Genomic DNA, 21,246 nt, shown 5'->3' with positions numbered 1-21,246 from the left:
TTTGCTGACACAAGCCTCGTTCCAGCCGTAGATGCCAGCATTCTTAAATTGGGCAGGTCTGCGCGAATCGTTTCGTTAATCAATTTCGTGCAGCACTCCAGTTCGTCGCCGCACTCAAGCCTTTCAGAGTTCGATGTCCTCTTCAGTCATTTTTTCCCGCCGCCAGTTCCTCCGTACATCCGGTATCGCGCTTGCCTCGGCAGGTCTTGCAAGCTGTACGTCCTCGATGAACACCGACCGCTTCCGTCAGGAAACCGCACCGGTGTTCCGCAATCCTGCTCTCGAGGGGCGTTGGGTCGATCCGCGTGCCGAGGGCATTCTGGAAGGCCCGCAGCCGACCGGCCTGCCGCCACAGAGCGCCTATTATGGTGACATCTACGCCGCGGTCGACGATGGCGGCTACCAGATCCCGGCCGTGCCCTACCGCCAGATCGACGCACGTTTCTATCGGCAGGAAGTCAGCGACCCCTTCGGCGAACGCCCGGGCACCATCGTCGTCGATACCGGCGACCGGTTCCTTTATCTCATCCAGCCGGGTGGCAGCGCGCTGCGCTATGGCGTCGGTCTCGGTCGGGAGGGCTTTGCCTGGAACGGTCGCGGCGTCATCCAGTGGAAGGCCAAGTGGCCGCGCTGGACGCCGCCCGATTCGATGATCGCCCGTCAGCCGCAACTGGCGAAATTCTCCGCCAGCAACGGCGGCATGGCGCCGGGCGTCAACAACCCGCTGGGTGCCCGCGCGCTGTACATCTTCCAGAACGGGCAGGACACGCTTTATCGCGTGCATGGCTCGCCTGAATGGCAGTCGATCGGCAAGGCCGTGTCGTCCGGCTGCGTGCGCATGCTCAACCAGGATGTCATGGATCTCTACGATCGCGTGCGCGGCAAGGCGCCGATCCTCGTCGTCTGATCCACGTTTGCGGCGATGGGCTTCAAGTATTCCGGGTGCCCCACTTGCGGCACCCGGGTTTTGTGCCGCACACCCAGACTGGGCCCCACGATCTGCAAGCTTCTCAAGGCTTGAGTTTAGACGTTGCGCCGATCCGCGACGGCGACGATTAGTTTTCGCTCTCGCCGGATGACAGACGCCGCGTCAACTGATGCAGAGTTTCCCTGATTTCACCGGCTTCCTCCAGGCTACAACCCGATACCTTGCCGATATCCGCCAGGATACCGAAGGCCTCCGTCTTGAGGTCTCGGCCCTTGTCCGTCAGGCTGACGATCACCTGCCGTTCGTCGCCAGGATCCCGTTGGCGACCGACATACCCTGCCGCCTCCAGCCGTTTGAGGAGAGGGGACAGTGTTCCCGAATCCAGCCCGATCTCCTCGCCGATCCGCTTGACCGTCATCCCGTCCTGTTGCCAGAGCGCCAGCAGCACGAGATATTGCGGGTAGGTGAGGCCGAAACGATCCAGCAGCGGCTTGTACGCGCGCGTGAAGGCGTGGGCGGCAGAATAGACGGCGAAACAGAGCTGTTTGCCGAGCGTCAGCGCTTCGTCGGGGATCGCTTCGAATTGTGCCGCTTTCGTCGTCATAGCCGTATTGTCGCAAATTTGGTCCGAAAATGCAATTTGCAAAATTAATTTGCGTACAATTTAATTTTGCAATATGTAATTCGCATCGACATCGAAAACGCAAAGGAGACCCTGCCAATGCCCATTCTCTATCGTACCACTGCATCCGCAACCGGTGGCCGCGCCGGCCAGGCCAAGAGCGCCGATGGCGTTCTCGACGTCACGCTGACCGTGCCGAAGGAATTGGGCGGCGACGGAGCCCGCGGCACCAATCCTGAGCAACTCTTTGCTGCCGGCTATTCCGCCTGCTTCCTCGGCGCGCTCAAGTTCGTTGCCGGCAAGGAGAAGGTAAAGCTTCCCGAAGACACCACGGTGACGGGCACTGTCGGCATCGGCCCGCGAGAAGACGGCACCGGCTTCGGCATCGACGCTGCGCTGGAAATTTCTTCGCCGGGCGTCGACAAGGCCGTGCTCGAAGACCTCGTCCAGAAGGCACATATCGTTTGCCCCTACAGCCACGCCACCAAGGGCAATATCGACGTCAAGCTGACGGTCGCCTGAAGCCCTCGTTTCGCTGAGAAAACAACAAAGCCCGGCGGGTTGGTTCCCGCCGGGCTTTGTTGTTTTGAGTGACGTGCAGGGAGCGCGCGCCGTTTCCCGAACATGCCTGCGGCAGTGTCAGGCCTTCTTCAGGAATTCGGTGCGCAGCACCAGGCCCTTGATCTTTTCGACCCGGCACTCGACTTCGTCGGGATTGTCGGTCAGGCGGATGCCCTTGACCACCGTGCCGCGCTTCAGTGTGGTTGACGTGCCCTTGACCTTCAGGTCCTTGATCAGGGTGACGTTGTCGCCGTCGTTGAGGATGGCGCCGTTCGAATCTTTCACGTCCATGGACTGTTCCTTTCAAGATGCGGGCACGCCCTGGTCCGGGCGGATCAGGGCGTGCCAATATGGTAATTCGTGTCGTCTTGGCCGACGATGTTGGCCGTTAGCGCCTGCTGAGGCTGCCGAGGATGCCGCGGACGAGGGCGCGACCGACCTGGGTCGCCACGGTGCGGGCAACCGATTTCATCGCCGCTTCCACCACGGTCTCACGCTGATATCCGGACGAGCGCGGACGTGCCTGCTTTCCGGCAGGTGCCGCCGGCTCGTCGTCGCCGAAGCCCGGAAGCGTCCAGCGGCTGCCGCCGGCATTGGCCTCCACCGGCGCCTGCTCGGCTTGCTGCTGCGCTTCTGCCGCCTTCTTGGCGCGTGCCGTCAGCATTTCGTAGGCCGATTCGCGGTCGAAATCTTCGTCGTACTGGCCGCGAACCGGGCTGACTTCCAAGACCTTCTGTCGCTCTTCCGCCGTCAGCGGGCCAACGCGGGATTGCGGCGGGCGCACCAGGGTGCGTTCCACAATCGACGGCGCGCCCTTGCCTTCGAGCGTGGAGACCAGCGCCTCGCCGGTGCCGAGGTTGGTAATGACCGTGGCGCAGTCGAATTCCGGGTTCGGGCGGAAGGTGTCGGCGGCGGTCTTGACCGCTTTCTGATCGCGTGGCGTGTAGGCGCGCAGCGCATGCTGGACGCGGTTGCCGAGCTGGCCGAGGATCGTTTCCGGCACGTCGAGTGGGTTCTGCGTGACGAAGTAGACGCCGACGCCCTTGGAGCGGATGAGGCGCACGACCTGTTCGACGCGCTCCGTCAGCACTTTCGGCGCATCGTTGAACAAAAGATGTGCCTCGTCGAAGAAGAAGACGAGCTTCGGCTTCTCCGGGTCGCCGACTTCGGGCAACTCCTCGAACAGCTCGGACAGGAGCCAGAGCAGGAAGGTCGCGTAGAGACGCGGGTTCATCATCAGCTTGTCGGCGGCAAGCACCGAGATCGCGCCGCGTCCGTCATTGGTCGTGCGCATGATGTCGGTGATCTTCAGCGCCGGTTCGCCGAAGAAATGTTCGGCGCCCTGCTGTTCCAGGATCAGAAGTTCGCGCTGGATCGAGCCGACCGAGGCCTTGGAGATGAAGCCGTACTGGTTGGAAAGCTGGGTGGCGTTCTCGCCCATGTAGTTGAGCAGCGCCTGCAGGTCTTTGAGGTCGAGCAGCGGCAGGCCGCCCTGGTCGGCAATCTTGAAGGCGATGTTGAGCACGCCTTCCTGCGCGTCCGTTGCGTTCATCAGCCGCGACAGGAGGAGAGGGCCCATTTCCGACATGGTGGTGCGGACGCGGTGGCCCTTTTCCCCATAGAGATCCCAGAAGATCACGGGGAATTCCTGGAATTCGTAGGGATTGGTCGACAGGCCGATCTGTTCGGCGCGCTTGAGGATGAAGTCCTTGGTCTCGCCGATCGCGCCGATGCCCGAGAGGTCGCCCTTGACGTCGGCGCAGAACACCGGAACGCCGGCGTTAGAAAACCCTTCGGCAAGGACCTGCAGGGTGATGGTCTTGCCGGTGCCGGTGGCGCCGGTGATGAGCCCGTGGCGGTTGCCGAATTTCAGCTCGAGATATTCGCCTTTGTTGATCGTATCGTCCGGCTTGCGGCTGGCGCCGATAAAGAGCTTGCCTTCTTCCACCATGTGGGCTTCATCTCCGTTTCATCAATGAAAGCGGGCGGTTCGCGGCTTGTCTGCCGGGCCCGTCATCGAAATGTGGCTCGCTTCTGTTATAGGCGGTGCTGCTCCACCCGGCAACAAGGCGATTGTAACGCTCAACCCTGAAACGGTGCTGTTCAAGCAGGGGTAGATCGGTCGCATTGCCAAGCGGTCGCGGCCGTGAAACGATCGGCCCGAGCCATGGGATCGCACTGCGAGGCGTGCGCGAGGGAGCGTTTGAAAGCCGGTGAATTGCCCGGTATTCCATCCATCGTCGCTTGTTATTCCCAAAGCGATCATTTACCTTGACGTCAACGTCAAAATTCAACGAGGGAGTTATCCATGAATGAACTGGTCACGCGCGTAGCGGAGAATGTCGGCCTCGAGCCTGCGACGGCTGAAAAGGCTGTCGGCATGATCCTCGGCTTTCTGCAGCGCGAAGCGGCTGACGGCCCGGTTGCCCAGATGATCGAATCGATCCCGGGCGCAACCGACCTGATCGCACAGTACAACGGCGAAGGCACGGGCGGTGGCGGTCTGCTCGGCGGCCTGATGTCGGCGATCGGCGGCGGCGGTGTCATGGCGCTCGGCCAGCAGCTGATGAGCCAGGGCCTCGGCATGGGCGAGATCACCTCGCTTGCCAAGGAAACCATTGCATTTGCCAAGGAAAAGGCTGGCGCAGACGTCGTCGACGAAGTCGTCGCCTCGGTCCCGGGTCTCAGCCAGTTCGTCTGATCCCTTTCGGGCGCATCTGAAGAAGCCCACCGGTGCTCGCGCCGGTGGGTTTTTTGTTGCCGTGTTCTATTCTCGATCGACGATCAACCGTCTGCGCCGCGTTCCAGTCGCCGCATCATCGCATCGATCTGGCGTTCCGTTTCCCTCTTATCGGTCAGGTGAAACGGCGCGCCCTTTGCCAGGCTCGGCACCAGAACGTCGAAGGAGAGCGTCTTGATCAGCGCCAGCGAGGCGAGATAGGCGGCCCTGTCGCTGCTGCTCAAAACAGCGCCGATCCATCGTTCGTCTTTCAGGAAGATCGTATCGCCGGTGAAGAGGTAGCGACGCTGGCCGTCGTCCCAGAGGAAGCAGGCCGAGCCTACCGTGTGCCCGGGCGTGGGGATCACTTCGAAGTCCGGGAACGACAATTCGCGATCGGCAAAGCTGCCACCCATGCGGCAATGGGCCAGGATCTGTCGGCGTTCCAGTTCGGGGCCGAACAACGGCGCGCCGAGGTGTTCTGAAGCCCAATCGCATGACGGCATCGCCTGGTGATGGTGGTTGATGTATTGCCGTATTGTCATGCCCGCCGAAACGAGGCTTTCGGCCTCCTCGGCCAATCGCCGCGAGGCGTAGACGATGAGGTTGCCACTATTGCGACGAAGCACGAAGGCGCGACCGGTAAAATCGGGCGCGAAGCTGAGATGCTCCGCTCCGGCGCCATAGAGGGTATCGAACAGATGCTCCATCATGCTTTCTCCTCGGCCTTGGCGCGCAGGGCGCGATCAAGGGTGTTGGCAAGGAGGATGCAGGCGAGCGCGCCGGCGCCGATGAAGGCGGCGCCCGATGTCCAGCCGTAGACTTCGATTGCGGTTCCGACTGCAACGGGGCCGACAAGCTGCCCGAGATTGCTTCCCTGCATCAACAGGCCCATCGCCATAGGCACGAGCGACGGGCGTGGCGACAGCATCGGCACCGTCGAGATCAAGGTCGCGGGGATCAGCCCACCGATCGCCGAAAACAGCACGCACAATGCAAAGGTCAGCGTATCGCCCGATTGCGAGAGAAAGATCCAGAGGCCGGAGGTCCCCATCAGCGTGGCGGCAGCGATGACCAGACGGCTGCGGCCGACGCCACGAGACAGCATAGTGCCGGCGACAAGATTGCCGATGACGTTGGCTAGCGTGATGAGGGCGCTGAGCAGGCCTGCAGTTCCGAGCGAAATGTTCATGCGCGCGACGAGCAGGATCGGCAGGAAGCTGAACAGCGTGAAGGTCATCAGGCTGTAGAGGGCGAACAGGGCAAAGAGCAGTAGCGGCCCACGGCTTGTCAGCGTCGTTGCAATATCTGCCCGCAGACCGCCGGCAGTTGCGCGACCCGTAGCCTGCGACGGGGATACAACCGCGATGACGGTCAGCAGGCTGAGGAGCGCGATGAGACCGTTGTTCCACCAGATCGCCTGCCAGCTGGCAAACAGCGGGCCTGAGAGCATGGCGATCGCCATGCCGGCCGGCATAAAGCAACTCCAGAGCGCAAAGACCAGGTCGCGCCGCGTGGGCGCGACAATGCGCATGAGGATCGCTGGACCGGCGACGACGACGAGCAGGAAGCCAAAGCCCTCGAAGATGCGCGACAGGATGAGCAACGTGAAGTTCGGGCTCGCTGCACCGATCAGGATGCCGATGAGGAGGATGCCCATGCCGACGCAGACCATGCGGCGGTCGCCGATGGCCGCGACCATGGCGCCGACCGGCATGCCGCCGACGACGCCGACGATCGCAAAGACGGACGTGATCCAGCCGAGCGCCGCAAGGTCGAGGCCGAGATCAGCCTGGAGCAGGGGGCCGGCGATCAGCCCTTTGCCGACCTGCATCGCGGCAACCATGCCGGCCGTTACGACGGCAGTGACGGCGATCCAGTCGGTTTTTTCCGGGGTATAAGCGACGACCGCAGACATCATGCGAACTCCGCTACGCGTTCCCTGCCGGCGACCAGTGCCTGCGCCAGTTCGGCGACGTGGCGGCCCTGGAAACGTGCCCCATCGAGTTCGTTGGCGCTTGGCTGCCGGTCGCCGCCATTGCCGTCGTCGGCGAGCGTCGAGGCGCCATAGGGCGAGCCGCCGGTGATCTCGTCCATGCGCATCTGGCCCTTGAAGCTGTAAGGCAAGCCGGCGATCACCATGCCGAGATGCAGCAGCACCGTATGCGTCGCAAGAATGGTTGATTCTTGACCGCCATGCTGGCTGCCGGTCGAGGTGAAGACGCTGCCGATTTTCCCGACCAGGCCATCCTTGGCCCAGACGCCGCCCGCCTGATCGAGAAAGTTCTTCATCTGCGCGGCCATGTTGCCGAAGCGGGTCGGCGTGCCCAGGATGATCGCGTCGTAATCTGGTAATTCCGCAACGCTTGCGACCGGTGCTGCCTGCTCGCGTTTGTAGCCGGATTTGATTGCGACAGCCTCGGGCACGATCTCGGGCACGCGCTTCAACGAAACGCTCGCGCCTGCGGCCCGTGCGCCCTCGGCGACGGCCGCAGCCATCGTCTCGATGTGGCCGTAGGAAGAGTAGTAAAGCACGAGGATCTTTGTCATTTCGGTTTCCCTTGTTCCGCTTGCGGTCGATTTGCTGCCGCCGATGTCAGGGAGGATGGAGGTTTTGGATGATCTGAAAAAGTGATATAAACTTCATCAAACTGATCTATGGAATCGATCATGCTGGATGCGTTGACCCTCGACCAAATGCGGACGTTCGTGGTGGTTGCAGAGAGCGGCAGTTTCCGCTCCGGTGCTACCCGGTTGTCCCGCGTCCAATCTGCCGTCAGCCACGCCATCGCCAATCTCGAGGCCGGGCTCGGGGTCTCCTTGTTCGACCGCTCCGGGCACCGGCCGGTGCTGACGGCGGAAGGTCGGGCGTTGCTTGCCAATGCACGCGATATCCTCTTGCGCGTCGATGCCATGAGGGCCCGGGCGCGTGGCCTCGGCGAGGGCATCGAGCTGGAACTGTCCCTGATCGTCGACACGCTGTTCCCGATCGCGACCGTCGGCACCGCGTTGAAGGAAATGCGGGTCGCCTATCCGTCCGTTGCCATCAGGCTTGCGGTCGCACCGCTCGGTGGCCCGCTCGATGGCCTGATCGATCGGCGCTTCACGCTGGGCATCATGGTCGGCGAGGATTTTCGCGATCCGGCGATCGGCCGGCAGGCGCTGACGGATGTGCATCTGATCGCAGTCGTTGCCGCGCAGCATCCCCTCGGCCTCAGCGCCGTCGACGGCGCGCTCGGCAGCCCCGAACTTGCTGATCATCTGCAGATCGTCCTCTCGGACCCCACGCAGCGCTCCGAGGGGCGCGACTTCGGCGTGCTTTCACCACAGACCTGCCGCGTCAGCAACCAGGACACCAAGCATGCATTGATCCTGGCAGGGCTCGGATGGGGGAGATTGCCGCTCTGGCAGGTGGAGCGGGATCTGGCCGAGGGTCGGCTCGTCCGCTTGCCGACAGCGTCGCTCGGTCGCAACAGCCAGGTCGCGGCCGAGGCCTATCTCGTCCACCGGATCGACGAACCGCTCGGACCGGCCGCGCGTATTTTTGGTGAGGCGCTCGCGCGGCTTTGCGAACGCTGACGGCAGCCCCTATCGCCTGCCGGCGGCGGCGAAGATCAGCGTGGAAACGACCAGCACCAGGCCGACGCCGAGCGGGCCGGCGGCCGGATTGATCAGCGTCATGAGAAAACCGGTCGCGCCCGATCCGGCTGCGCTGCCGGCGGCATAGGCAAGCGCGAAGGCCGCACTTCCAGCCACCAGCATGCTGCCGCGATACTGTTCGCCGAGCATGGTCAAAGCGGCCGTATAGAGCGCGAAGCTGGCAGCGCCGATCAGCGCGAACAGCGCCAGCAACAAAGGTGCGGACGTCACCAGCGGAATGGCGAGATAGCCGGTTGCCGCCACCGCCGCCGCGGTAATCGCCACGCGCCGACGGGGCAATTTGTCGAGCAGCACCCCAACGAAGGGCTGCGCCAGCGCTGTCGGCACGGCAAGCACGGTGACGCTCAGCGCCGCGAAGGCCTGGCTGTGGCCCGTCTTGACGAAATAGACCGGCATCGCCGAGATTGCCGCAATATCGGCAAAGCCGAACATCAGCACCATCAGGATCAGGATCGGTGCATGCCGGAAGAACGCGAAGAGATCGCGTGTCGATGAAGGCTCCGGCCGTGTGCGTGCCCCCATCGTCAGGAGGCCGGTGAGGAAGGCAACCAGCGCGATGTAGATCGCCAGCAGCGCAAAGCCGAGGCCGCCGCTGGTGCCGAGAAGCGGGATCGCCAGCGGCCCGGCGGCAAAGCCGCCGCACATGCCTGCGCCATAGAGACCAGAAACCCGGCCACGCAACCGGTCCGGACAGGCGGTGTTGAGCCAGGCTTCACCCAGCATGAAGACCATGCTGACGAAAAAGCCGAGCGCGAAGCGGGCGACGAACCAGACAGGAAGCGAGGAGGTGGACGCAAGGGTTGCGAGGCACAAGGAGCAGCCGCAGAGGCTGGCGATAATCAGCTTGTCGGCGGAGGCAAGCCGCGTCAGATGGCCGAGCAACAGGGTCGCCGCCGCAAGCCCGGCGGCAAAGCCCATGGCGTTGAGCCCGATCGTGGCGGCAGACACACCGCGGCCTTCGAGCGACAACGAGATCAGCGGATAGGTCAGGCCTTGAGCGACGGAGAAGGCGGTGACGCCCAGCACGACGGCGATGATGGCCGGCCAGTCCGGAGCGAAGTCGCCCACCTCAACGGTTTTCGACGTCATCGGCCCCTCCCACAGACAGTGCGTCTCCTCGGGAGATCGGCATCGATGTCCCAGGGGATCGGTATCGATCCCGTTGGAGATCTGCATAGATCATCCGCCGCCGGTTGGGAACTTAACCGGCGGCGGATCGGCAAACAATTGTCAGGCGGCCTTGTCCCAGATCGGCGACAGGCCTTCCGGGCTGACAATACGGCCATCCGCACGGGCGAGGCCGTGGATCGCCGCCATTTCGCCATCGCCGAGTGCGAAGTCGAAGATGTCGAAGTTTTCCTTCAGCCGCTCGATCGTTGCCGTTTTCGACAGGGTGATCACGTCCTTCTGCTGCACCAGCCAGCGCAAGGTCACCTGTGCCGCGGTCTTGCCGTGGCGCGCGCCGATCTCCTTCAGCAGCGGATCGTTGGGGATCTTGCCGTTGGCCATGGCGTAATAGGCGGTGATCGACATGCCGTGCTTGCGGGCCGTGTCGAGCACTTTTGTCTGGTCGAGATAGGGGTGGTATTCGACCTGGTTGGTGGCGATAGGCGTGTCGCTCAGCTTCACCGCCTCTTCCATCTGGGCGGTGTTGAAGTTGCTGATGCCGATATGGCGGACCTTGCCGGCCTTCTTCACCTCGTTCAGTGCGCCGATGCGCTCCGCCATCGGCACGTCGCTGCCACCCGGCCAATGCAGGAGAAGCAGATCGACGTGATCGGTCTTGAGCTTGGCCAGGCTTTCGTCAACCGAGGCGAGAAAATCGCGATGGGCGTATTTGTCGACCCAGACCTTGGTGGTGAGGAAGATGTCGGCCCGCGCGACGCCCGATTTGTGTATGGCTTCGCCGACCTCGGCCTCGTTGCCGTAGATCTGGGCGGTATCGACGTGGTGGAAGCCGAGCTTCAGCGCTTCCGGCAGCACGCGCAGCACATCGGCACCGGGCATGCGGAAGGTGCCGAAGCCGAGCGCAGGAATGTTGGCGCCGTTGGAATTGACCGAATGCATGGGGGAACTCCTTGTTTTCGAAAGAACGCCCGGCCATCGGCCGGGCGGGAAAGAGGCGAGGTTATAGGTGGGCCAGATGGCCGCCTGGTCAAGCCGGCTGGGCGACGGTTTCTGCCTTGCGGTCCAGTGCACCGCTCAAGAGCGTCAAGAGCAGAGCGCCGACCACCAGGACTGAACCGACCATCGGTGTCATACCGAGACCGAGCGACGAGGCGACGATGACGCCGCCGAGCCAGGCGCCGATGGCAATGCCGAGGTTGAAGGCGGCGATGTTGAGCGCCGAGGCGACATCGACAGCACCCGGGCGGTGCTGCTTGGCAAGCTGCACCACATAGAGCTGCAGGCCGGGCACGGTCGCAAACGACAGGAAGCCGAGGCTTGCAAGCGTCGCAAGCGTCAGGATCTGCGACGTAGCCGTGAAGGTGAAGAGCACGAGCACGATGGCTTGTGCCAGGAACAGCCCGACCAGGGCCTTGACGGGGTCGCGGTTGGCGATCTTGCCGCCGGCGATGTTGCCGATCGCGATCGCGACGCCGTAGAGCACCAGGATCAGGCTGATGACGCCTGCGGAAAAGCCGGTGATTTCCTGCAGGATCGGCGCCAGGAAAGTGAAGGCGACGAAGGTGCCGCCGTAGCCGAGGGCAGTCATGGCAAAGACGATCAGCAACCGCCCGGAGCCGAGAACGCGCACCTGATCGATCAGCCGGGCCGGCGGCGCCTTGGTCAGCGTGTTCGGCAGCAGCGTTGCGATGGCCGCAAGGGCGATGACTCCAAGCCCGGTGACCGCCAAGAAGGTAGCGCGCCAGCCAAAAGTCTGGCCGATCCAGGTGCCGAGCGGCACGCCAGTGACGATTGCGACCGTCAGGCCCATGAACATCATGGCGATGGCCGAGGCGCGACGGTCCTCGGGCACGAGGTCGGCGGCAATGGTCGAACCGACGGAGAAGAAGACACCGTGGGCGAAGGCGGAGATGACGCGGGCAATCAGCAGGGGCTCGTAGCTTGGCGACAACGCGGCTGCGGCATTGCCGACGATGAATAGCGCCATCAGGCCGACGAGTAGCGGCTTGCGCTCGATCCGGCCGGTCAACGCCGTCAGGACAGGCGCGCCGAAGGTGACGCCGAGCGCGTAGACGCTGACGATGAGGCCGGCAAGCGGCAGGGTGATATTGAGATCGTCGGCAACCGTCGGCAACAGGCCGACGATGACGAATTCTGTGGTTCCGATCGCATAGGCCGCGACCGTCAATGCAAAGAGCGCAATGGGCATGACAGGACCTTTTCCCGTCCGGCTGGGAGGGACCGGGCGTTTTGGCGTTGATGTGTTCGAGGGGAATATGAGGGCGGAGAGCTTGCGCGATAATCCGTATAATCGGATAAATGACTGTGAACTGAATTCAAAGGTGACCGATGGACAACCGTGCCGGCGAGATGGAGGTCTTTGTGGCCGTCTGCGAGACGCGCAGCTTTTCTGCTGCTGGCCGCCGGCTGAGGTTATCGCCGTCTGCCGTGAGCAAGCTGGTGACTCGGATCGAGGATCGGCTGGGCACTCGCCTGCTGGTGCGCTCGACCCGCACCCTGCAATTGACGCCGGAGGGTGAAGTCTACCTGCAGCGCGCCCAGCGCATCCTCACCGAGATCGCCGACACCGAACAACTGGTGGCAGCCGGAGGTCGGCTCTCGCCCCGCGGTCTTTTGCGCGTCAACGCCTCGGTCGGCTTTGGCGAGCGTTACATTCTGCCGCTCGCGCCTGAATTTCTCGAACGCTATCCGGACGTCAGCCTTGATCTGACTCTCACGGACAGCCTGATCGACGTGGTGGGCGAACGGGCCGACGTGGCGATCCGGACCGGCCCCTTGCGTGATTCCTCGCTGAAGGCGCGCAAGCTGATGGAGCGCCGGCCTGTGGTGATCGCGTCGCCTGCCTATCTCGCCAAACACGGCGTGCCGCAGACGCCGGCGGACTTGGAAAATCACAATTGCATTCGTTTCAACTTCCGCCGCAGCGTCGACGAGTGGGCCTTTCGCGTCCCCGGTCAGAGCTCTATGGAGCTTCTGTCCGTTTTCGGAAACCTGCAGGTATCGAGCGGTGCGATCGTCCAGCAGCTCTGCCTTGCCGGTGTCGGCATTGGCCGGATCGGCCGCTTCCACGCCGAGCCGGATCTGGTCGCCGGCCGGCTGGTCGCGCTTCTGGAGGAATATCAGCCCGACGAGATAGAGACGGTCTACGCGGTCTATGCCGGCCACGAACATCTGGCCGCCCGCATCCGCGCCTTCATCGACTTCCTGGTCGAACGGATTTGATGCAGGGGCTGCGGTGTGGTCTGGCTTAGTCGCTCTTGACCGCGACGACGAAGAACCGGGGAAAGCGCAGCAGCACCCGGGCGTCACTGAGGGTCGGGTAGGCGTCACGGATCCGGTCGGTATAAGCCGCGGCAAAATCGTCGCGCCGCTCCGGCGGTAGCGCATCGAGATAGGGGCGTAGCCCCGTCCCCTTCACCCATTCGACGATCGCTTCGGCGTTGGCCAGCCGGTGATAGTAGATCGTATGCCAGACCTCGATATGGGCTGCGTGCCGCGACAGGCGCTCGACATAGGCTGACGGCGCCGGCAGCGGATTGCGGCGGATCGTCCGGCCATCGAAGGCGTCGGTGAATTCAGCGCTGCGGGCCGTTTCTTCCATCAGCACATGGGTTGGCTGGTCGATATTGTCGGGCATCTGCACCGCGAGCGTGCCGCCGGGCGCAAGGGAAGCGGTCAGCCTCTCGAGAATGTCGAGATGGTTTGGCAGCCACTGGAACACGGCATTGCCATAAAACAGGGAGGCGCCCTTGGGTGGCACCCAGGTGGCCAGGTCGGCCTTCTCGAAGGTCAGGCCTGGCAGCCGCTTGGCAGCGGCGAGCAGCATGTTCTCGTCGCTGTCGAGACCGGAAACGGAGGCGTCGGGAAACCGCTGCTGGATTAGTTCGGTCGAATTCCCGGGACCGCAGCCAAGGTCGAAGGCGGGGCCCGGCGGCAACTCCGGAACCTGAGCCAGCAGGTCGCGCGCCGGCCGCGTGCGCTCGTCTTCGAATTTCAGATATTGCGACGCCGACCAGGCCATGGAGACAAGTCCTCAGATGCCGAATTGCAGACTTTCCAGCGAAGGCAGGATCAGCGCCGGCCCCTGGTCACGGTATTCGTCGGGCATGTCCGCCCGGTTGATCCAGACCGTTCGGAAGCCGAACTTCGTCGCGCCTGCAATGTCCCAGCGGTTCGACGACTGGAAGGAAACCGCATGCGGATAAAGCCGGTAGCGGGTGGTGACGAGATCGTAAACCGCCGGTGCCGCCTTGTAGGTCTTCACCGTATCGACCGAGAAGACGTCGTCGATGACAATCTCGAGGGCGGCATTACGCACGGCTGCGGCCAGCATGTCGGGAGAACCGTTGGAAAGGATGGCAAGCCGCGCTCCGCGCTCCTTCAGGCCCTTTAAGACGGCAGGAACCTCCGGGTAGCAATCGAGCGTCCAGTAGGCATCGAGCAGTGGCTTCCTCAGCTTGCGATCAGCGGACGGAAACCGGGAAAAGGCGTAGTCGAGCGACTGTTCGGTCAACTGCCAGAAGTCCTGATAGGCGCCCATCAACGAACGCACCCAGGAATATTCGAGCTGCTTGGCGCGCCAGAGTTCAGAAAAGGCCTGCCCGTCCGGGCCGATTTCGGCCGCATGGCGCCGAACCGCTGCATGCACGTCGAAAAGCGTGCCATAGGCATCGAAGACATAGGCCGCGTGGGACATTCTTTCCTCCCGTCCATCGTCTCCGGCTGCGCGGCGGACGGGATCATCGGTCCCATCAAAGCGTGTCCGAAAACAAAGACTTACCGCATTGTGCCGGTGGAGGCACGCTGCGAAATCCGTTCTTTTGCGCGATCATGGCAAAGATTTGTGCATTGCACAACGAGATTGCGCCGTCAGCATCAGCCTTTGCCGGGTTTCCAGACTTTCGCGGGGAAACGCAGGGCCTGTTTCGCAAGCTTGCCCTTGAGCGCGAGCGCCGCGTCGCAAAGCCCGACAACATGCCGGTTCGGCTTCGCCTCCGGACGTAACGCATGCAACGCCGCGGCCGCCTCCTCGGGCGACATGTAACGCGCAAGAATGCCAAGGCTCAGCGCCGTCGCACGGCCGATGCCACGCAGACAGTGGACCAGCAGATGCGCATCCTCGGGCAGGCCGTCGATGAATTTGAAGGTCGCCTCGACCGCCTCCGGCCGCGCGGCATCGGGCGCATCGGGATCGGTGGCGTCGCCGAAATAAAGCTCGAGATGCCTTTCCGGCGGCAACTCGATCATCGACAAAAGCCGGCTCGCCGGCGCCCGCATTGAGATCAGGTGCGTCGGCGCCCAGAGTCCCCGATTGTGCCGGGCTTCCGTCTGCGAACTGATGATTATCCGGACGGGCCATCCGTTCGGATGGGCCGGATTGGTTTTGAGAACAGGGCTGTAGAGTTCTTCCCCGGTGGCAGCTGCCGCTAGCGCCATGACAGGACCTCGTCTTGATTCTTCCTGCGATGATTTTGCCCTGAAACCGTTTGCGACTTAAGGGCAAAATCATATCCGCCACCGAAAGCGAACAACCTTTACATGAGAAGCTGTCAGAACGTGGTAATTACGCTGATGCCGAGATCGGTGGCGCGGTCCATCGACACGAGGGCGGGGATCGCCTCCTCGAGCGAAATCTCGCGGCCGATCAACTGCTGCGGCTTCAGCTTGCCGTCGGCGATCATCGACAGCATGGCGTCGTAGCGCCATGCCTGCATGCCGTGGCTACCATAGATCTCGAGCTCGTGGCCGATCACCTGTGCCATCGGGATTTCGGGCGTCGCATGATCGCCGAGCATCAGGCCGACCTGTACGTGGCGGCCGCGCCGCCGCAGGTTCTTGATGGAGTTGAAGCAGGTGACGGGATGGCCGAGCGCGTCGATCGAGACATGGGCGCCACCGCCGGTGATTTCCTTCACAGCACCTGCAACATCGTCCGTGTTGAGGCCGTTGACCGTGGCAACCGCCCCGAGCTTCTTGGCGAAGGCGAGCTTCTCTTCGGAAATGTCGATCGCGATCGGATGTGCGCCGAGCGCTGCAGCGATCATGATGGCCGAGAGGCCGACCCCGCCGCAGCCGTGAACCGCCACCCACTCGCCGCCCTTGACGCGTGCCTGGTCGGCGACGGCGCGAAACGACGTGGCAAACCGGCAGCCGAGGCTGGCGGCGGTCTTGAAGTCCATGCTCTCAGGCAGATGGACAAGGTTCTGGTCGGCGAAATCGAGCGCTACATATTCGGCAAAGGAACCCCAATGGGTGAAGCCCGGCTGGAACTGCGCCTCGCAGACCTGCTGGTTGCCCGAGCGGCACTCGCCGCAGCGGCCGCAGCCGGAAACGAACGGCACCGTCACCCGGTCGCCGACCCTGTATCGCATGACGCCGCGTCCGGTGGCGGTCACGATGCCGGCGAGTTCATGGCCCGGCACATGCGGCAGGCGAATGTCGGCGTCGTGCCCCATCCAGCCATGCCAGTCGGAGCGGCAGAGCCCTGTCGCCTCGACCTTGACGACAACGCCGTTTTCGCTCGGAGTCGGATCGGCAAGCGTGCGGATCTCGGGCGTCTTCTCGAAGGCGTCGTAGTACATGGCTTTCATCGGGGCAGGCTCCTTGGCTGTCGGCCGGCATTCTGGCATGCGGCTTCCGGTCGTTCCAGAATGGACGCCATGACATTTTTTGATGTACCCATTCACCCCCATGCTGTTTTTTCGAGCTATGGCGGAAGATACGGAAGACAAAACGTGAAGGAGACGCCGCGATGGCCGTCGATACATCCCCCCGCTCAGTAACCTGGACCTATGTCGACGGCGAATGGCTGTCGGGCAATCCGCCGCTGATCGGCCCGACCTCCCACGCCATGTGGCTGGGTTCGACCGTGTTTGACGGCGCCCGCGTCTTCGATGGCATCGCGCCGGACCTCGACCTGCATTGCCAGCGCGTCAACCGCTCGGCAACGGCGCTCGGGCTGAAACCGACCATGAATTCGGAAGAGATCGAGGCGCTCACCTGGGAAGGTGCCAAGAAATTCGACGGCCAGACGGCACTCTACGTCAAACCGATGTACTGGGCCGAGCACGGCGCGGCCGGGGTGGTTGCCATCGATCCGGAGTCTACCCGTTTTGCGCTTTGCCTGTTCGAGGCGCCGATGGGCAATGGTCATGGCGGCTCGTCGCTGACGCTCTCGCCGTTCCGCCGGCCGACGCTCGAATCCATGCCGACCGATGCCAAGGCCGGCTGCCTCTATCCCAACAATGCCCGCATTCTGACAGAGGCCCGCTCGCGCGGCTTCGACAATGCGCTGGTGCGCGACATGCTTGGCAACATCGCCGAGACCGGCTCGTCCAACGTCTTCCTGGTCAAGGATGGTGTGGTGTTCACGCCGGCCGCAAACCGTACCTTCCTTGCCGGCATCACCCGCTTCCGCGTCATGAAGCTGTTGCGCGAGGCCGGGTTCGAGGTCGTCGAGACGACCTTGTCGATGGCTGATTTCGAGGCCGCCGACGAGATTTTCACCTCGGGCAACTATTCCAAGGTCTTGCCGGTGACCCGCCTTGACGACCGCGACCTGCAGGCAGGTCCGGTTGCTGCCAAGGCACGCGATCTCTACATGGATTGGGCGCATTCCAGCCAGGACGGCTGAGGACTGGTCGGCCTCCGCAAAAAGGCTGATCAAGATAGGCGGTCGTCGACGCTCGGCACGGGCCACATTGCCCGTGCCGTGGTCGCGGTTTAGAGGCTGTGCAACATCGTCTGCACGCTTCGGCCTCTCGACTGAAACCGGTTCTGCACGCACCGCCGCCCGAAGGTGTCTGAGCTATTTGTCCGCCGGTGGCGCCACCACCGTGACGGTGTCACCTGCCAGTTCGCCACCGATTTCCACCGTCTTCTTCTGCTTGTCGTAGACGCAGATCTGGGTCACGGCATTTTCAGCGCCCTTCGGCTTGCCGGAGACAAGCGCAAGACCGAAGCTTTCCGAGCCGAACGGATCGACGACGACGACCGGCTTATCGAGCGAGGGGGCGGCCGCGATGCACTTCTCCGAAACGTCGGCCCGGAATTCCTCCCAGGCATCGCCGGAGGATGCGTGGGCGAAGGTTGCGAAAAGTCCGGTTGCGGCGGCAAGTGCGAGGGCGAGGATCGTGCGATGCGGCATGTTCAGTCCTTAATCTCGAAGGGTTGCAGTGCGCGCACGCTGCCCGTCAAACGTGGCGCCAATGTGCTCGGGCTTTGGCCGCTTTCAAAATGATCTTGAAAGTATATTCCGTGGGTTGAGGAAAATTTGGCATTGCATCGGTTGCCTCCGACAAGGCCGGTGCCTATGTTCCCGCTCACAGATTTCTCTGACGAAATCCCATGCCAAGAGGAGATGCCCACATGGCTTTCGAATTGCCGAACCTTCCCTATGACTACGATGCGCTGGCGCCCTACATGTCGCGCGAGACGCTCGAGTACCACCACGACAAGCATCACCTCGCTTACGTGACCAACGGCAACAAGCTTGCCGAGGAAGCCGGTCTCTCCGACCTGTCGCTCGAGGAAGTCGTCAAGAAGTCCTATGGCACCAACCAGCCGCTGTTCAACAATGCCGGCCAGCACTACAATCACATCCACTTCTGGAAGTGGATGAAGAAGGGCGGCGGCGGCACCAGCCTGCCGGGCAAGCTCGACGCGGCCATCAAGTCGGACCTCGGCGGCTACGACAAGTTCCGTGCCGATTTCATCGCTGCCGGCACCGGCCAGTTCGGTTCGGGTTGGGCATGGCTGTCGGTCAAGAACGGCAAGCTCGAAATCTCCAAGACCCCGAACGGCGAAAACCCGCTCGTTCACGGCGCTTCGCCGATCCTCGGCGTCGACGTCTGGGAACACTCCTATTACATCGACTATCGCAACGCCCGTCCGAAGTACCTCGAAGCCTTCGTCGACAGCCTGATCAACTGGGACTACGTGCTGGAAATGTACGAAGCGGTTTCCAAGTAAGCTCTTCCAGAGTTCGATTTCGGGACCCGGCGCTTGCGCCGGGTCTCAGACTGCTGACAAACCCGTCGATTTTTCGGCGGGTTTTGTTTTTGATCTTGTGCTTGCGCTGAGGTTTCCTGGTTGATTGGCCGGATATCCCAGTGAATCACAAACCCCCAGCTCTCGCCAGGGGTTTGTCAGCAGTCTGGGACCCGGCGCTTGCGCCGGGTCTTTTCGTTTGCGGTCGCCTTGTTGAGGGATGGTTCGGCGTCACCAAAGTGTCATCGCATGGCGCTAGGGAGAGGCGCCATGCACGCAGATACACAGCCTCTCCTCCGCTTCGGCGTCATCGCCGACCCGCAATATGCCGCCGTGGAACCGAACCTCGTCCTCGGCCGCTATTATGCCAACAGCCTGACGAAGCTCGCCGAAGCGATCGAGACCTTCAACGCCGAAGACCTCGCCTTCGTGGTGACGCTCGGCGATATCATCGATCGCGACTGGCAGAGCTTCGATGCCATCCTGCCGCTCTATGAAAGGCTTCGCCATGTCAGGCATTTTCTGCTTGGCAATCATGATTTCCGCGTCGAGCCGGAGCGGCTCGTCGAGGTTTTCGCCCGTGTCGGCATGCCCGGTGCATATCAGACATTTGCAGCGACAGGCTGGCGGTTCATCCTGATTGACGGCAACGAGGTCAGCCTCTTCGCCCCACCACCGGGCGACCCGCGTCTTGCAGTCGCCGAGAGGTGGATCGAGACGCTGAAAGCGCTAGGGGCTGATAACGCCCAGCCTTGGAACGCTGCGCTCGGCGATCGGCAGTTCGCCTGGCTGGAAGCGGAATTGCACAAGGCGGAAACTGCCGGCGAAAGGGTCGTTGTGATGGGCCACTATCCGGTCTATCCGCCGAATGCCCATAACATGTGGGACAGTGAGCGTATCGTCGATCTCTTCGGCCGCTACGAAAACGTCGCCGCCTATTTCTGCGGCCACAATCATGACGGCAATTACGGCCTCGTCGACGGCACCCACTTCGTCAACATCAAGGGCATGGTCGAGACACCGGATACGACCGCCTATGCGATCGTCGAGATCCATACGGACAGAATGGAAATTCGCGGCTATGGGCGCGAAACGGATCGAACCCTGGCATTGACGACTGTCACGCCGCGCCTGGCCGCGTCCGCCAACCGCTGATCCAGAGATCCCGCAAACCTTCGCCTTCGCCGGGAAAGAAGTCGTAGGTCGCCTCGCAATGCTCGACGCGATCGGCACGGAAGTTGCGGATCGCCTGGCGCAGCTCGCACCAGGCGACGATATTGGCGGTTTCCGAGTAATAGATCAGCGCGATCGGCCGGATCGTCCGTTCAGTGACGCGGCCGAGTTCGTCGCGATAGTCGACGCCAAGCTTGCGCTCGTCCCGGATCGCCCGGCGCACCAGCGCCAGATCGATGCCGGTGGGCGAGGGGGCCACCGTTCCCCAGGCGTGCAGCGCTTGGTTGCGAAAGGCGAGCCTAAGCGGTTCGGGCACAGCACCTGTGATCTTCTGGTTGACGCGGCCGGCCGCCGCCTTCAGTTCCTCGTCGCCGGTGCGCGCTAGCAGCGCCAGCGCCAGTACGATCGCTTCGGTTTCCTCGATCGAGAACATCAGCGGCGGCAGATCAAAACCGGGGCGCAGGATGTAACCGATACCGCGCCCGCCTTCGATCGGCACGCGCATGGCCTGAAGGGCTGCGATATCGCGGTAGATCGAGCGCGGCGTCACCTCCAGCGTCTCGGCCATTTCGGCCGCTGTCACCGGTTTGCGGGCGAGCCTCAGGATCTGGATGATCTCGAACAGGCGCGAGGCCTTGCGCATCGAAAAAACTCCGCCGCTTCAAAACGCTCCTGACAAGACCCTGTCAGTTGACGCCGCTTATAACACCCGGCAACGGATTGAAAAATAAGCAATCCGCTCAGGCAACGATTGAACGGATATCGGACAACTGACATGAGCTACACGGAAAATCTCTGGCTTTTCTTCACCCTTCTTTTCGGCATCATCATCGTGCCGGGCATGGATATGATCTTCGTTTTGGCGAATTCGCTGACGGGCGGTCGAGCCTCCGGCCTGTCGGCGACGGCAGGCATCATGGCGGGCGGCGTGCTGCACACGCTCTATGCAGCGCTCGGGGTCAGCGTCATCCTGCATCTGGTGCCGCAGCTCTTCAATGTTCTGCTCGTCGGCGGCGGCGCATACATCGCCTGGATCGGGTACTCCCTTATTCGCAGTTCCATCACCATCGGCGGTATCGACGGCACCGGGCGGCTGTCGCGCTGGGCGAGCTTCCGTCAGGGGGCGCTCACCAGCCTGATGAATCCCAAGGCCTATCTGTTCATGCTGGCAGTCTACCCGCAGTTTCTCAAACCCCAATTCGGACCGGTATGGTCGCAGGCCGCCGTCATGGCGTTGATGATCGCCATCACTCAGCTCGCCGTCTATGGCGGCCTGGCGCTCGCCGCCGGTCGCGGCCGCGATTTTCTCGTCGGCAGCCCCGGTGCCACCGTCCTGATCGGCCGCGTCGCCGGCATCATCCTGGTGTTGGTGGCAGCCCTTACCGTCTGGCAGGGGTGGGCCGGAGGGCGATAGGGTTGGAAAGTATAAACATGATTATTATATTC

The 21,246-nt window shown here is 62.8% G+C and carries 24 protein-coding genes; 9 read left to right on the top strand and 15 right to left on the bottom strand.

Annotated features, from left to right (window positions below; genetic code table 11):
- Window positions 1-133 precede the first annotated feature (133 nt).
- Entirely contained in the window at window positions 134-907 is a 774-nt protein-coding gene (locus BLJAPNOD_RS18505; RefSeq protein WP_115420736.1) for a L,D-transpeptidase family protein, read from the top strand.
- A gap of 148 nt (window positions 908-1,055) precedes the next feature.
- On the opposite strand, the gene BLJAPNOD_RS18500 is transcribed toward BLJAPNOD_RS18505, so the two are convergent.
- Window positions 1,056-1,532 carry a MarR family winged helix-turn-helix transcriptional regulator gene (locus BLJAPNOD_RS18500; protein WP_077504099.1) on the bottom strand — a complete coding sequence of 159 codons (477 nt, stop codon included), beginning with the start codon at window positions 1,530-1,532 and terminating at the stop codon, window positions 1,056-1,058.
- Window positions 1,533-1,649: 117 nt separating this feature from the next.
- Between BLJAPNOD_RS18500 and BLJAPNOD_RS18495 the strand changes: the two genes are divergently transcribed.
- Window positions 1,650-2,072: an organic hydroperoxide resistance protein gene (locus BLJAPNOD_RS18495; RefSeq protein ID WP_043610962.1), complete on the top strand. Its 423-nt coding sequence runs from the start codon at window positions 1,650-1,652 to the stop codon at window positions 2,070-2,072.
- A gap of 117 nt (window positions 2,073-2,189) precedes the next feature.
- Here BLJAPNOD_RS18495 and BLJAPNOD_RS18490 read toward each other — a convergent pair whose 3' ends face one another.
- The gene (locus BLJAPNOD_RS18490) at window positions 2,190-2,402 is read right to left on the bottom strand and encodes an alkylphosphonate utilization protein (protein ID WP_025426258.1); all 213 of its coding nucleotides are present in this window, start codon (window positions 2,400-2,402) and stop codon (window positions 2,190-2,192) included.
- A 97-nt stretch (window positions 2,403-2,499) separates the two neighbouring features.
- Window positions 2,500-4,062 carry a helicase HerA-like C-terminal domain-containing protein gene (locus BLJAPNOD_RS18485; protein ID WP_115420735.1) on the bottom strand — a complete coding sequence of 521 codons (1,563 nt, stop codon included), beginning with the start codon at window positions 4,060-4,062 and terminating at the stop codon, window positions 2,500-2,502.
- Window positions 4,063-4,419: 357 nt separating this feature from the next.
- On the opposite strand from BLJAPNOD_RS18485, the gene BLJAPNOD_RS18480 reads away from it, so the two are divergent.
- Window positions 4,420-4,812, top strand: a complete 393-nt coding sequence (locus BLJAPNOD_RS18480; RefSeq protein ID WP_053250731.1) for a DUF2780 domain-containing protein — start codon at window positions 4,420-4,422, stop codon at window positions 4,810-4,812.
- An 83-nt stretch (window positions 4,813-4,895) separates the two neighbouring features.
- On the opposite strand, the gene BLJAPNOD_RS18475 is transcribed toward BLJAPNOD_RS18480, so the two are convergent.
- Genes BLJAPNOD_RS18475 through wrbA form a run of 3 tightly spaced genes read right to left on the bottom strand, consistent with a single transcriptional unit; the run spans window position 4,896 to window position 7,380 of the window.
- Window positions 4,896-5,543 carry an MBL fold metallo-hydrolase gene (locus tag BLJAPNOD_RS18475; RefSeq protein WP_115420734.1) on the bottom strand — a complete coding sequence of 216 codons (648 nt, stop codon included), beginning with the start codon at window positions 5,541-5,543 and terminating at the stop codon, window positions 4,896-4,898.
- Complete coding sequence (locus tag BLJAPNOD_RS18470) at window positions 5,540-6,748, bottom strand: MFS transporter (RefSeq protein ID WP_115420733.1); 1,209 nt, start codon at window positions 6,746-6,748, stop codon at window positions 5,540-5,542. The genes BLJAPNOD_RS18475 and BLJAPNOD_RS18470 overlap by 4 nt, the downstream gene beginning before the upstream one ends.
- Window positions 6,748-7,380 (bottom strand): NAD(P)H:quinone oxidoreductase, encoded by a 633-nt coding sequence (gene wrbA, locus BLJAPNOD_RS18465; protein WP_077504096.1) that lies wholly within the window; start codon window positions 7,378-7,380, stop codon window positions 6,748-6,750. Before wrbA ends, BLJAPNOD_RS18470 begins: the two co-directional genes overlap by 1 nt.
- Before the next feature lie 120 nt (window positions 7,381-7,500).
- Here wrbA and BLJAPNOD_RS18460 point away from each other — a divergent pair, with 120 nt between their 5' ends.
- Window positions 7,501-8,409, top strand: coding sequence for a LysR family transcriptional regulator (locus BLJAPNOD_RS18460; RefSeq protein WP_115421356.1), 909 nt, complete (start codon window positions 7,501-7,503; stop codon window positions 8,407-8,409).
- Between the two features lie 9 nt (window positions 8,410-8,418).
- Here BLJAPNOD_RS18460 and BLJAPNOD_RS18455 read toward each other — a convergent pair whose 3' ends face one another.
- The 3 genes from BLJAPNOD_RS18455 to BLJAPNOD_RS18445 all read right to left on the bottom strand — a co-directional run bounded on the left by BLJAPNOD_RS18455 (window position 8,419) and on the right by BLJAPNOD_RS18445 (window position 11,827).
- The gene (locus tag BLJAPNOD_RS18455; protein ID WP_077504095.1) at window positions 8,419-9,579 is read right to left on the bottom strand and encodes an MFS transporter; all 1,161 of its coding nucleotides are present in this window, start codon (window positions 9,577-9,579) and stop codon (window positions 8,419-8,421) included.
- 141 nt (window positions 9,580-9,720) lie between these two features.
- Complete coding sequence (locus tag BLJAPNOD_RS18450; RefSeq protein WP_115420732.1) at window positions 9,721-10,557, bottom strand: aldo/keto reductase; 837 nt, start codon at window positions 10,555-10,557, stop codon at window positions 9,721-9,723.
- 88 nt (window positions 10,558-10,645) lie between these two features.
- Window positions 10,646-11,827 carry an MFS transporter gene (locus BLJAPNOD_RS18445; protein ID WP_115420731.1) on the bottom strand — a complete coding sequence of 394 codons (1,182 nt, stop codon included), beginning with the start codon at window positions 11,825-11,827 and terminating at the stop codon, window positions 10,646-10,648.
- A 140-nt stretch (window positions 11,828-11,967) separates the two neighbouring features.
- Here BLJAPNOD_RS18445 and BLJAPNOD_RS18440 point away from each other — a divergent pair, with 140 nt between their 5' ends.
- A complete protein-coding gene (locus BLJAPNOD_RS18440) occupies window positions 11,968-12,861 on the top strand; it encodes a LysR family transcriptional regulator (protein ID WP_115420730.1) in 894 nt (297 codons plus the stop codon).
- Window positions 12,862-12,886: 25 nt separating this feature from the next.
- Here the strand turns inward: BLJAPNOD_RS18440 and tam are convergent, their stop codons facing one another.
- The 4 genes from tam to BLJAPNOD_RS18420 form a co-directional block, all read right to left on the bottom strand.
- Window positions 12,887-13,660, bottom strand: coding sequence for a trans-aconitate 2-methyltransferase (gene tam / locus BLJAPNOD_RS18435; RefSeq protein WP_115420729.1), 774 nt, complete (start codon window positions 13,658-13,660; stop codon window positions 12,887-12,889).
- 12 nt (window positions 13,661-13,672) lie between these two features.
- On the bottom strand, window positions 13,673-14,335 hold the full coding sequence (locus BLJAPNOD_RS18430) for a haloacid dehalogenase type II (RefSeq protein WP_077504090.1): 663 nt from the start codon (window positions 14,333-14,335) through the stop codon (window positions 13,673-13,675).
- A gap of 179 nt (window positions 14,336-14,514) precedes the next feature.
- A complete protein-coding gene (locus tag BLJAPNOD_RS18425) occupies window positions 14,515-15,075 on the bottom strand; it encodes a phosphatase (protein ID WP_115420728.1) in 561 nt (186 codons plus the stop codon).
- 113 nt (window positions 15,076-15,188) lie between these two features.
- On the bottom strand, window positions 15,189-16,229 hold the full coding sequence (locus tag BLJAPNOD_RS18420; RefSeq protein WP_115421355.1) for a zinc-dependent alcohol dehydrogenase family protein: 1,041 nt from the start codon (window positions 16,227-16,229) through the stop codon (window positions 15,189-15,191).
- Window positions 16,230-16,390: 161 nt separating this feature from the next.
- Here BLJAPNOD_RS18420 and BLJAPNOD_RS18415 point away from each other — a divergent pair, with 161 nt between their 5' ends.
- Window positions 16,391-17,272 carry a branched-chain amino acid aminotransferase gene (locus BLJAPNOD_RS18415; protein ID WP_077504088.1) on the top strand — a complete coding sequence of 294 codons (882 nt, stop codon included), beginning with the start codon at window positions 16,391-16,393 and terminating at the stop codon, window positions 17,270-17,272.
- Window positions 17,273-17,446: 174 nt separating this feature from the next.
- On the opposite strand, the gene BLJAPNOD_RS18410 is transcribed toward BLJAPNOD_RS18415, so the two are convergent.
- Window positions 17,447-17,785 carry a hypothetical protein gene (locus BLJAPNOD_RS18410; RefSeq protein ID WP_244610964.1) on the bottom strand — a complete coding sequence of 113 codons (339 nt, stop codon included), beginning with the start codon at window positions 17,783-17,785 and terminating at the stop codon, window positions 17,447-17,449.
- Window positions 17,786-18,006: 221 nt separating this feature from the next.
- On the opposite strand from BLJAPNOD_RS18410, the gene BLJAPNOD_RS18405 reads away from it, so the two are divergent.
- Both BLJAPNOD_RS18405 and BLJAPNOD_RS18400 read left to right on the top strand, forming a co-directional pair.
- A complete protein-coding gene (locus BLJAPNOD_RS18405; RefSeq protein ID WP_115420727.1) occupies window positions 18,007-18,609 on the top strand; it encodes a superoxide dismutase in 603 nt (200 codons plus the stop codon).
- Between the two features lie 288 nt (window positions 18,610-18,897).
- Complete coding sequence (locus BLJAPNOD_RS18400; RefSeq protein ID WP_115420726.1) at window positions 18,898-19,782, top strand: metallophosphoesterase; 885 nt, start codon at window positions 18,898-18,900, stop codon at window positions 19,780-19,782.
- On the opposite strand, the gene BLJAPNOD_RS18395 is transcribed toward BLJAPNOD_RS18400, so the two are convergent.
- A complete protein-coding gene (locus BLJAPNOD_RS18395) occupies window positions 19,748-20,443 on the bottom strand; it encodes a YafY family protein (RefSeq protein ID WP_115420725.1) in 696 nt (231 codons plus the stop codon). The genes BLJAPNOD_RS18400 and BLJAPNOD_RS18395 overlap by 35 nt on opposite strands.
- A gap of 132 nt (window positions 20,444-20,575) precedes the next feature.
- Between BLJAPNOD_RS18395 and BLJAPNOD_RS18390 the strand changes: the two genes are divergently transcribed.
- A complete protein-coding gene (locus BLJAPNOD_RS18390; protein WP_077504084.1) occupies window positions 20,576-21,214 on the top strand; it encodes a LysE family translocator in 639 nt (212 codons plus the stop codon).
- Window positions 21,215-21,246 lie beyond the last annotated feature (32 nt).

Origin of the sequence: Ensifer sp. M14 (genome assembly GCF_003355565.1) — a bacterium.
In the GTDB taxonomy this organism is placed as follows: Bacteria; Pseudomonadota; Alphaproteobacteria; order Rhizobiales; family Rhizobiaceae; genus Ensifer.
The sequence above is the reverse complement of the archived record's forward strand: the minus strand, read 5'-3'. Positions and strand labels throughout refer to the sequence as shown.

What these genes read in the sequence shown, in the direction of transcription:
- BLJAPNOD_RS18480 (WP_053250731.1), top strand. Translation starts at nt 4,420, where the DNA reads ATGAATGAACTGGTCACGCGCGTAGCGGAGAATGTCGGCCTCGAGCCT.
- tam (WP_115420729.1), bottom strand. Translation starts at nt 13,660, where the DNA reads ATGGCCTGGTCGGCGTCGCAATATCTGAAATTCGAAGACGAGCGCACG.
- BLJAPNOD_RS18440 (WP_115420730.1), top strand. Translation starts at nt 11,968, where the DNA reads ATGGACAACCGTGCCGGCGAGATGGAGGTCTTTGTGGCCGTCTGCGAG.
- BLJAPNOD_RS18395 (WP_115420725.1), bottom strand. Translation starts at nt 20,443, where the DNA reads ATGCGCAAGGCCTCGCGCCTGTTCGAGATCATCCAGATCCTGAGGCTC.
- wrbA (WP_077504096.1), bottom strand. Translation starts at nt 7,380, where the DNA reads ATGACAAAGATCCTCGTGCTTTACTACTCTTCCTACGGCCACATCGAG.
- BLJAPNOD_RS18495 (WP_043610962.1), top strand. Translation starts at nt 1,650, where the DNA reads ATGCCCATTCTCTATCGTACCACTGCATCCGCAACCGGTGGCCGCGCC.
- BLJAPNOD_RS18430 (WP_077504090.1), bottom strand. Translation starts at nt 14,335, where the DNA reads ATGTCCCACGCGGCCTATGTCTTCGATGCCTATGGCACGCTTTTCGAC.
- BLJAPNOD_RS18420 (WP_115421355.1), bottom strand. Translation starts at nt 16,229, where the DNA reads ATGAAAGCCATGTACTACGACGCCTTCGAGAAGACGCCCGAGATCCGC.
- BLJAPNOD_RS18460 (WP_115421356.1), top strand. Translation starts at nt 7,501, where the DNA reads ATGCTGGATGCGTTGACCCTCGACCAAATGCGGACGTTCGTGGTGGTT.
- BLJAPNOD_RS18470 (WP_115420733.1), bottom strand. Translation starts at nt 6,748, where the DNA reads ATGTCTGCGGTCGTCGCTTATACCCCGGAAAAAACCGACTGGATCGCC.
- BLJAPNOD_RS18490 (WP_025426258.1), bottom strand. Translation starts at nt 2,402, where the DNA reads ATGGACGTGAAAGATTCGAACGGCGCCATCCTCAACGACGGCGACAAC.
- BLJAPNOD_RS18450 (WP_115420732.1), bottom strand. Translation starts at nt 10,557, where the DNA reads ATGCATTCGGTCAATTCCAACGGCGCCAACATTCCTGCGCTCGGCTTC.
- BLJAPNOD_RS18500 (WP_077504099.1), bottom strand. Translation starts at nt 1,532, where the DNA reads ATGACGACGAAAGCGGCACAATTCGAAGCGATCCCCGACGAAGCGCTG.
- BLJAPNOD_RS18455 (WP_077504095.1), bottom strand. Translation starts at nt 9,579, where the DNA reads ATGACGTCGAAAACCGTTGAGGTGGGCGACTTCGCTCCGGACTGGCCG.
- BLJAPNOD_RS18425 (WP_115420728.1), bottom strand. Translation starts at nt 15,075, where the DNA reads ATGGCGCTAGCGGCAGCTGCCACCGGGGAAGAACTCTACAGCCCTGTT.
- BLJAPNOD_RS18405 (WP_115420727.1), top strand. Translation starts at nt 18,007, where the DNA reads ATGGCTTTCGAATTGCCGAACCTTCCCTATGACTACGATGCGCTGGCG.
- BLJAPNOD_RS18415 (WP_077504088.1), top strand. Translation starts at nt 16,391, where the DNA reads ATGGCCGTCGATACATCCCCCCGCTCAGTAACCTGGACCTATGTCGAC.
- BLJAPNOD_RS18410 (WP_244610964.1), bottom strand. Translation starts at nt 17,785, where the DNA reads ATGCCGCATCGCACGATCCTCGCCCTCGCACTTGCCGCCGCAACCGGA.
- BLJAPNOD_RS18475 (WP_115420734.1), bottom strand. Translation starts at nt 5,543, where the DNA reads ATGATGGAGCATCTGTTCGATACCCTCTATGGCGCCGGAGCGGAGCAT.
- BLJAPNOD_RS18390 (WP_077504084.1), top strand. Translation starts at nt 20,576, where the DNA reads ATGAGCTACACGGAAAATCTCTGGCTTTTCTTCACCCTTCTTTTCGGC.
- BLJAPNOD_RS18400 (WP_115420726.1), top strand. Translation starts at nt 18,898, where the DNA reads ATGCACGCAGATACACAGCCTCTCCTCCGCTTCGGCGTCATCGCCGAC.
- BLJAPNOD_RS18505 (WP_115420736.1), top strand. Translation starts at nt 134, where the DNA reads ATGTCCTCTTCAGTCATTTTTTCCCGCCGCCAGTTCCTCCGTACATCC.
- BLJAPNOD_RS18445 (WP_115420731.1), bottom strand. Translation starts at nt 11,827, where the DNA reads ATGCCCATTGCGCTCTTTGCATTGACGGTCGCGGCCTATGCGATCGGA.
- BLJAPNOD_RS18485 (WP_115420735.1), bottom strand. Translation starts at nt 4,062, where the DNA reads ATGGTGGAAGAAGGCAAGCTCTTTATCGGCGCCAGCCGCAAGCCGGAC.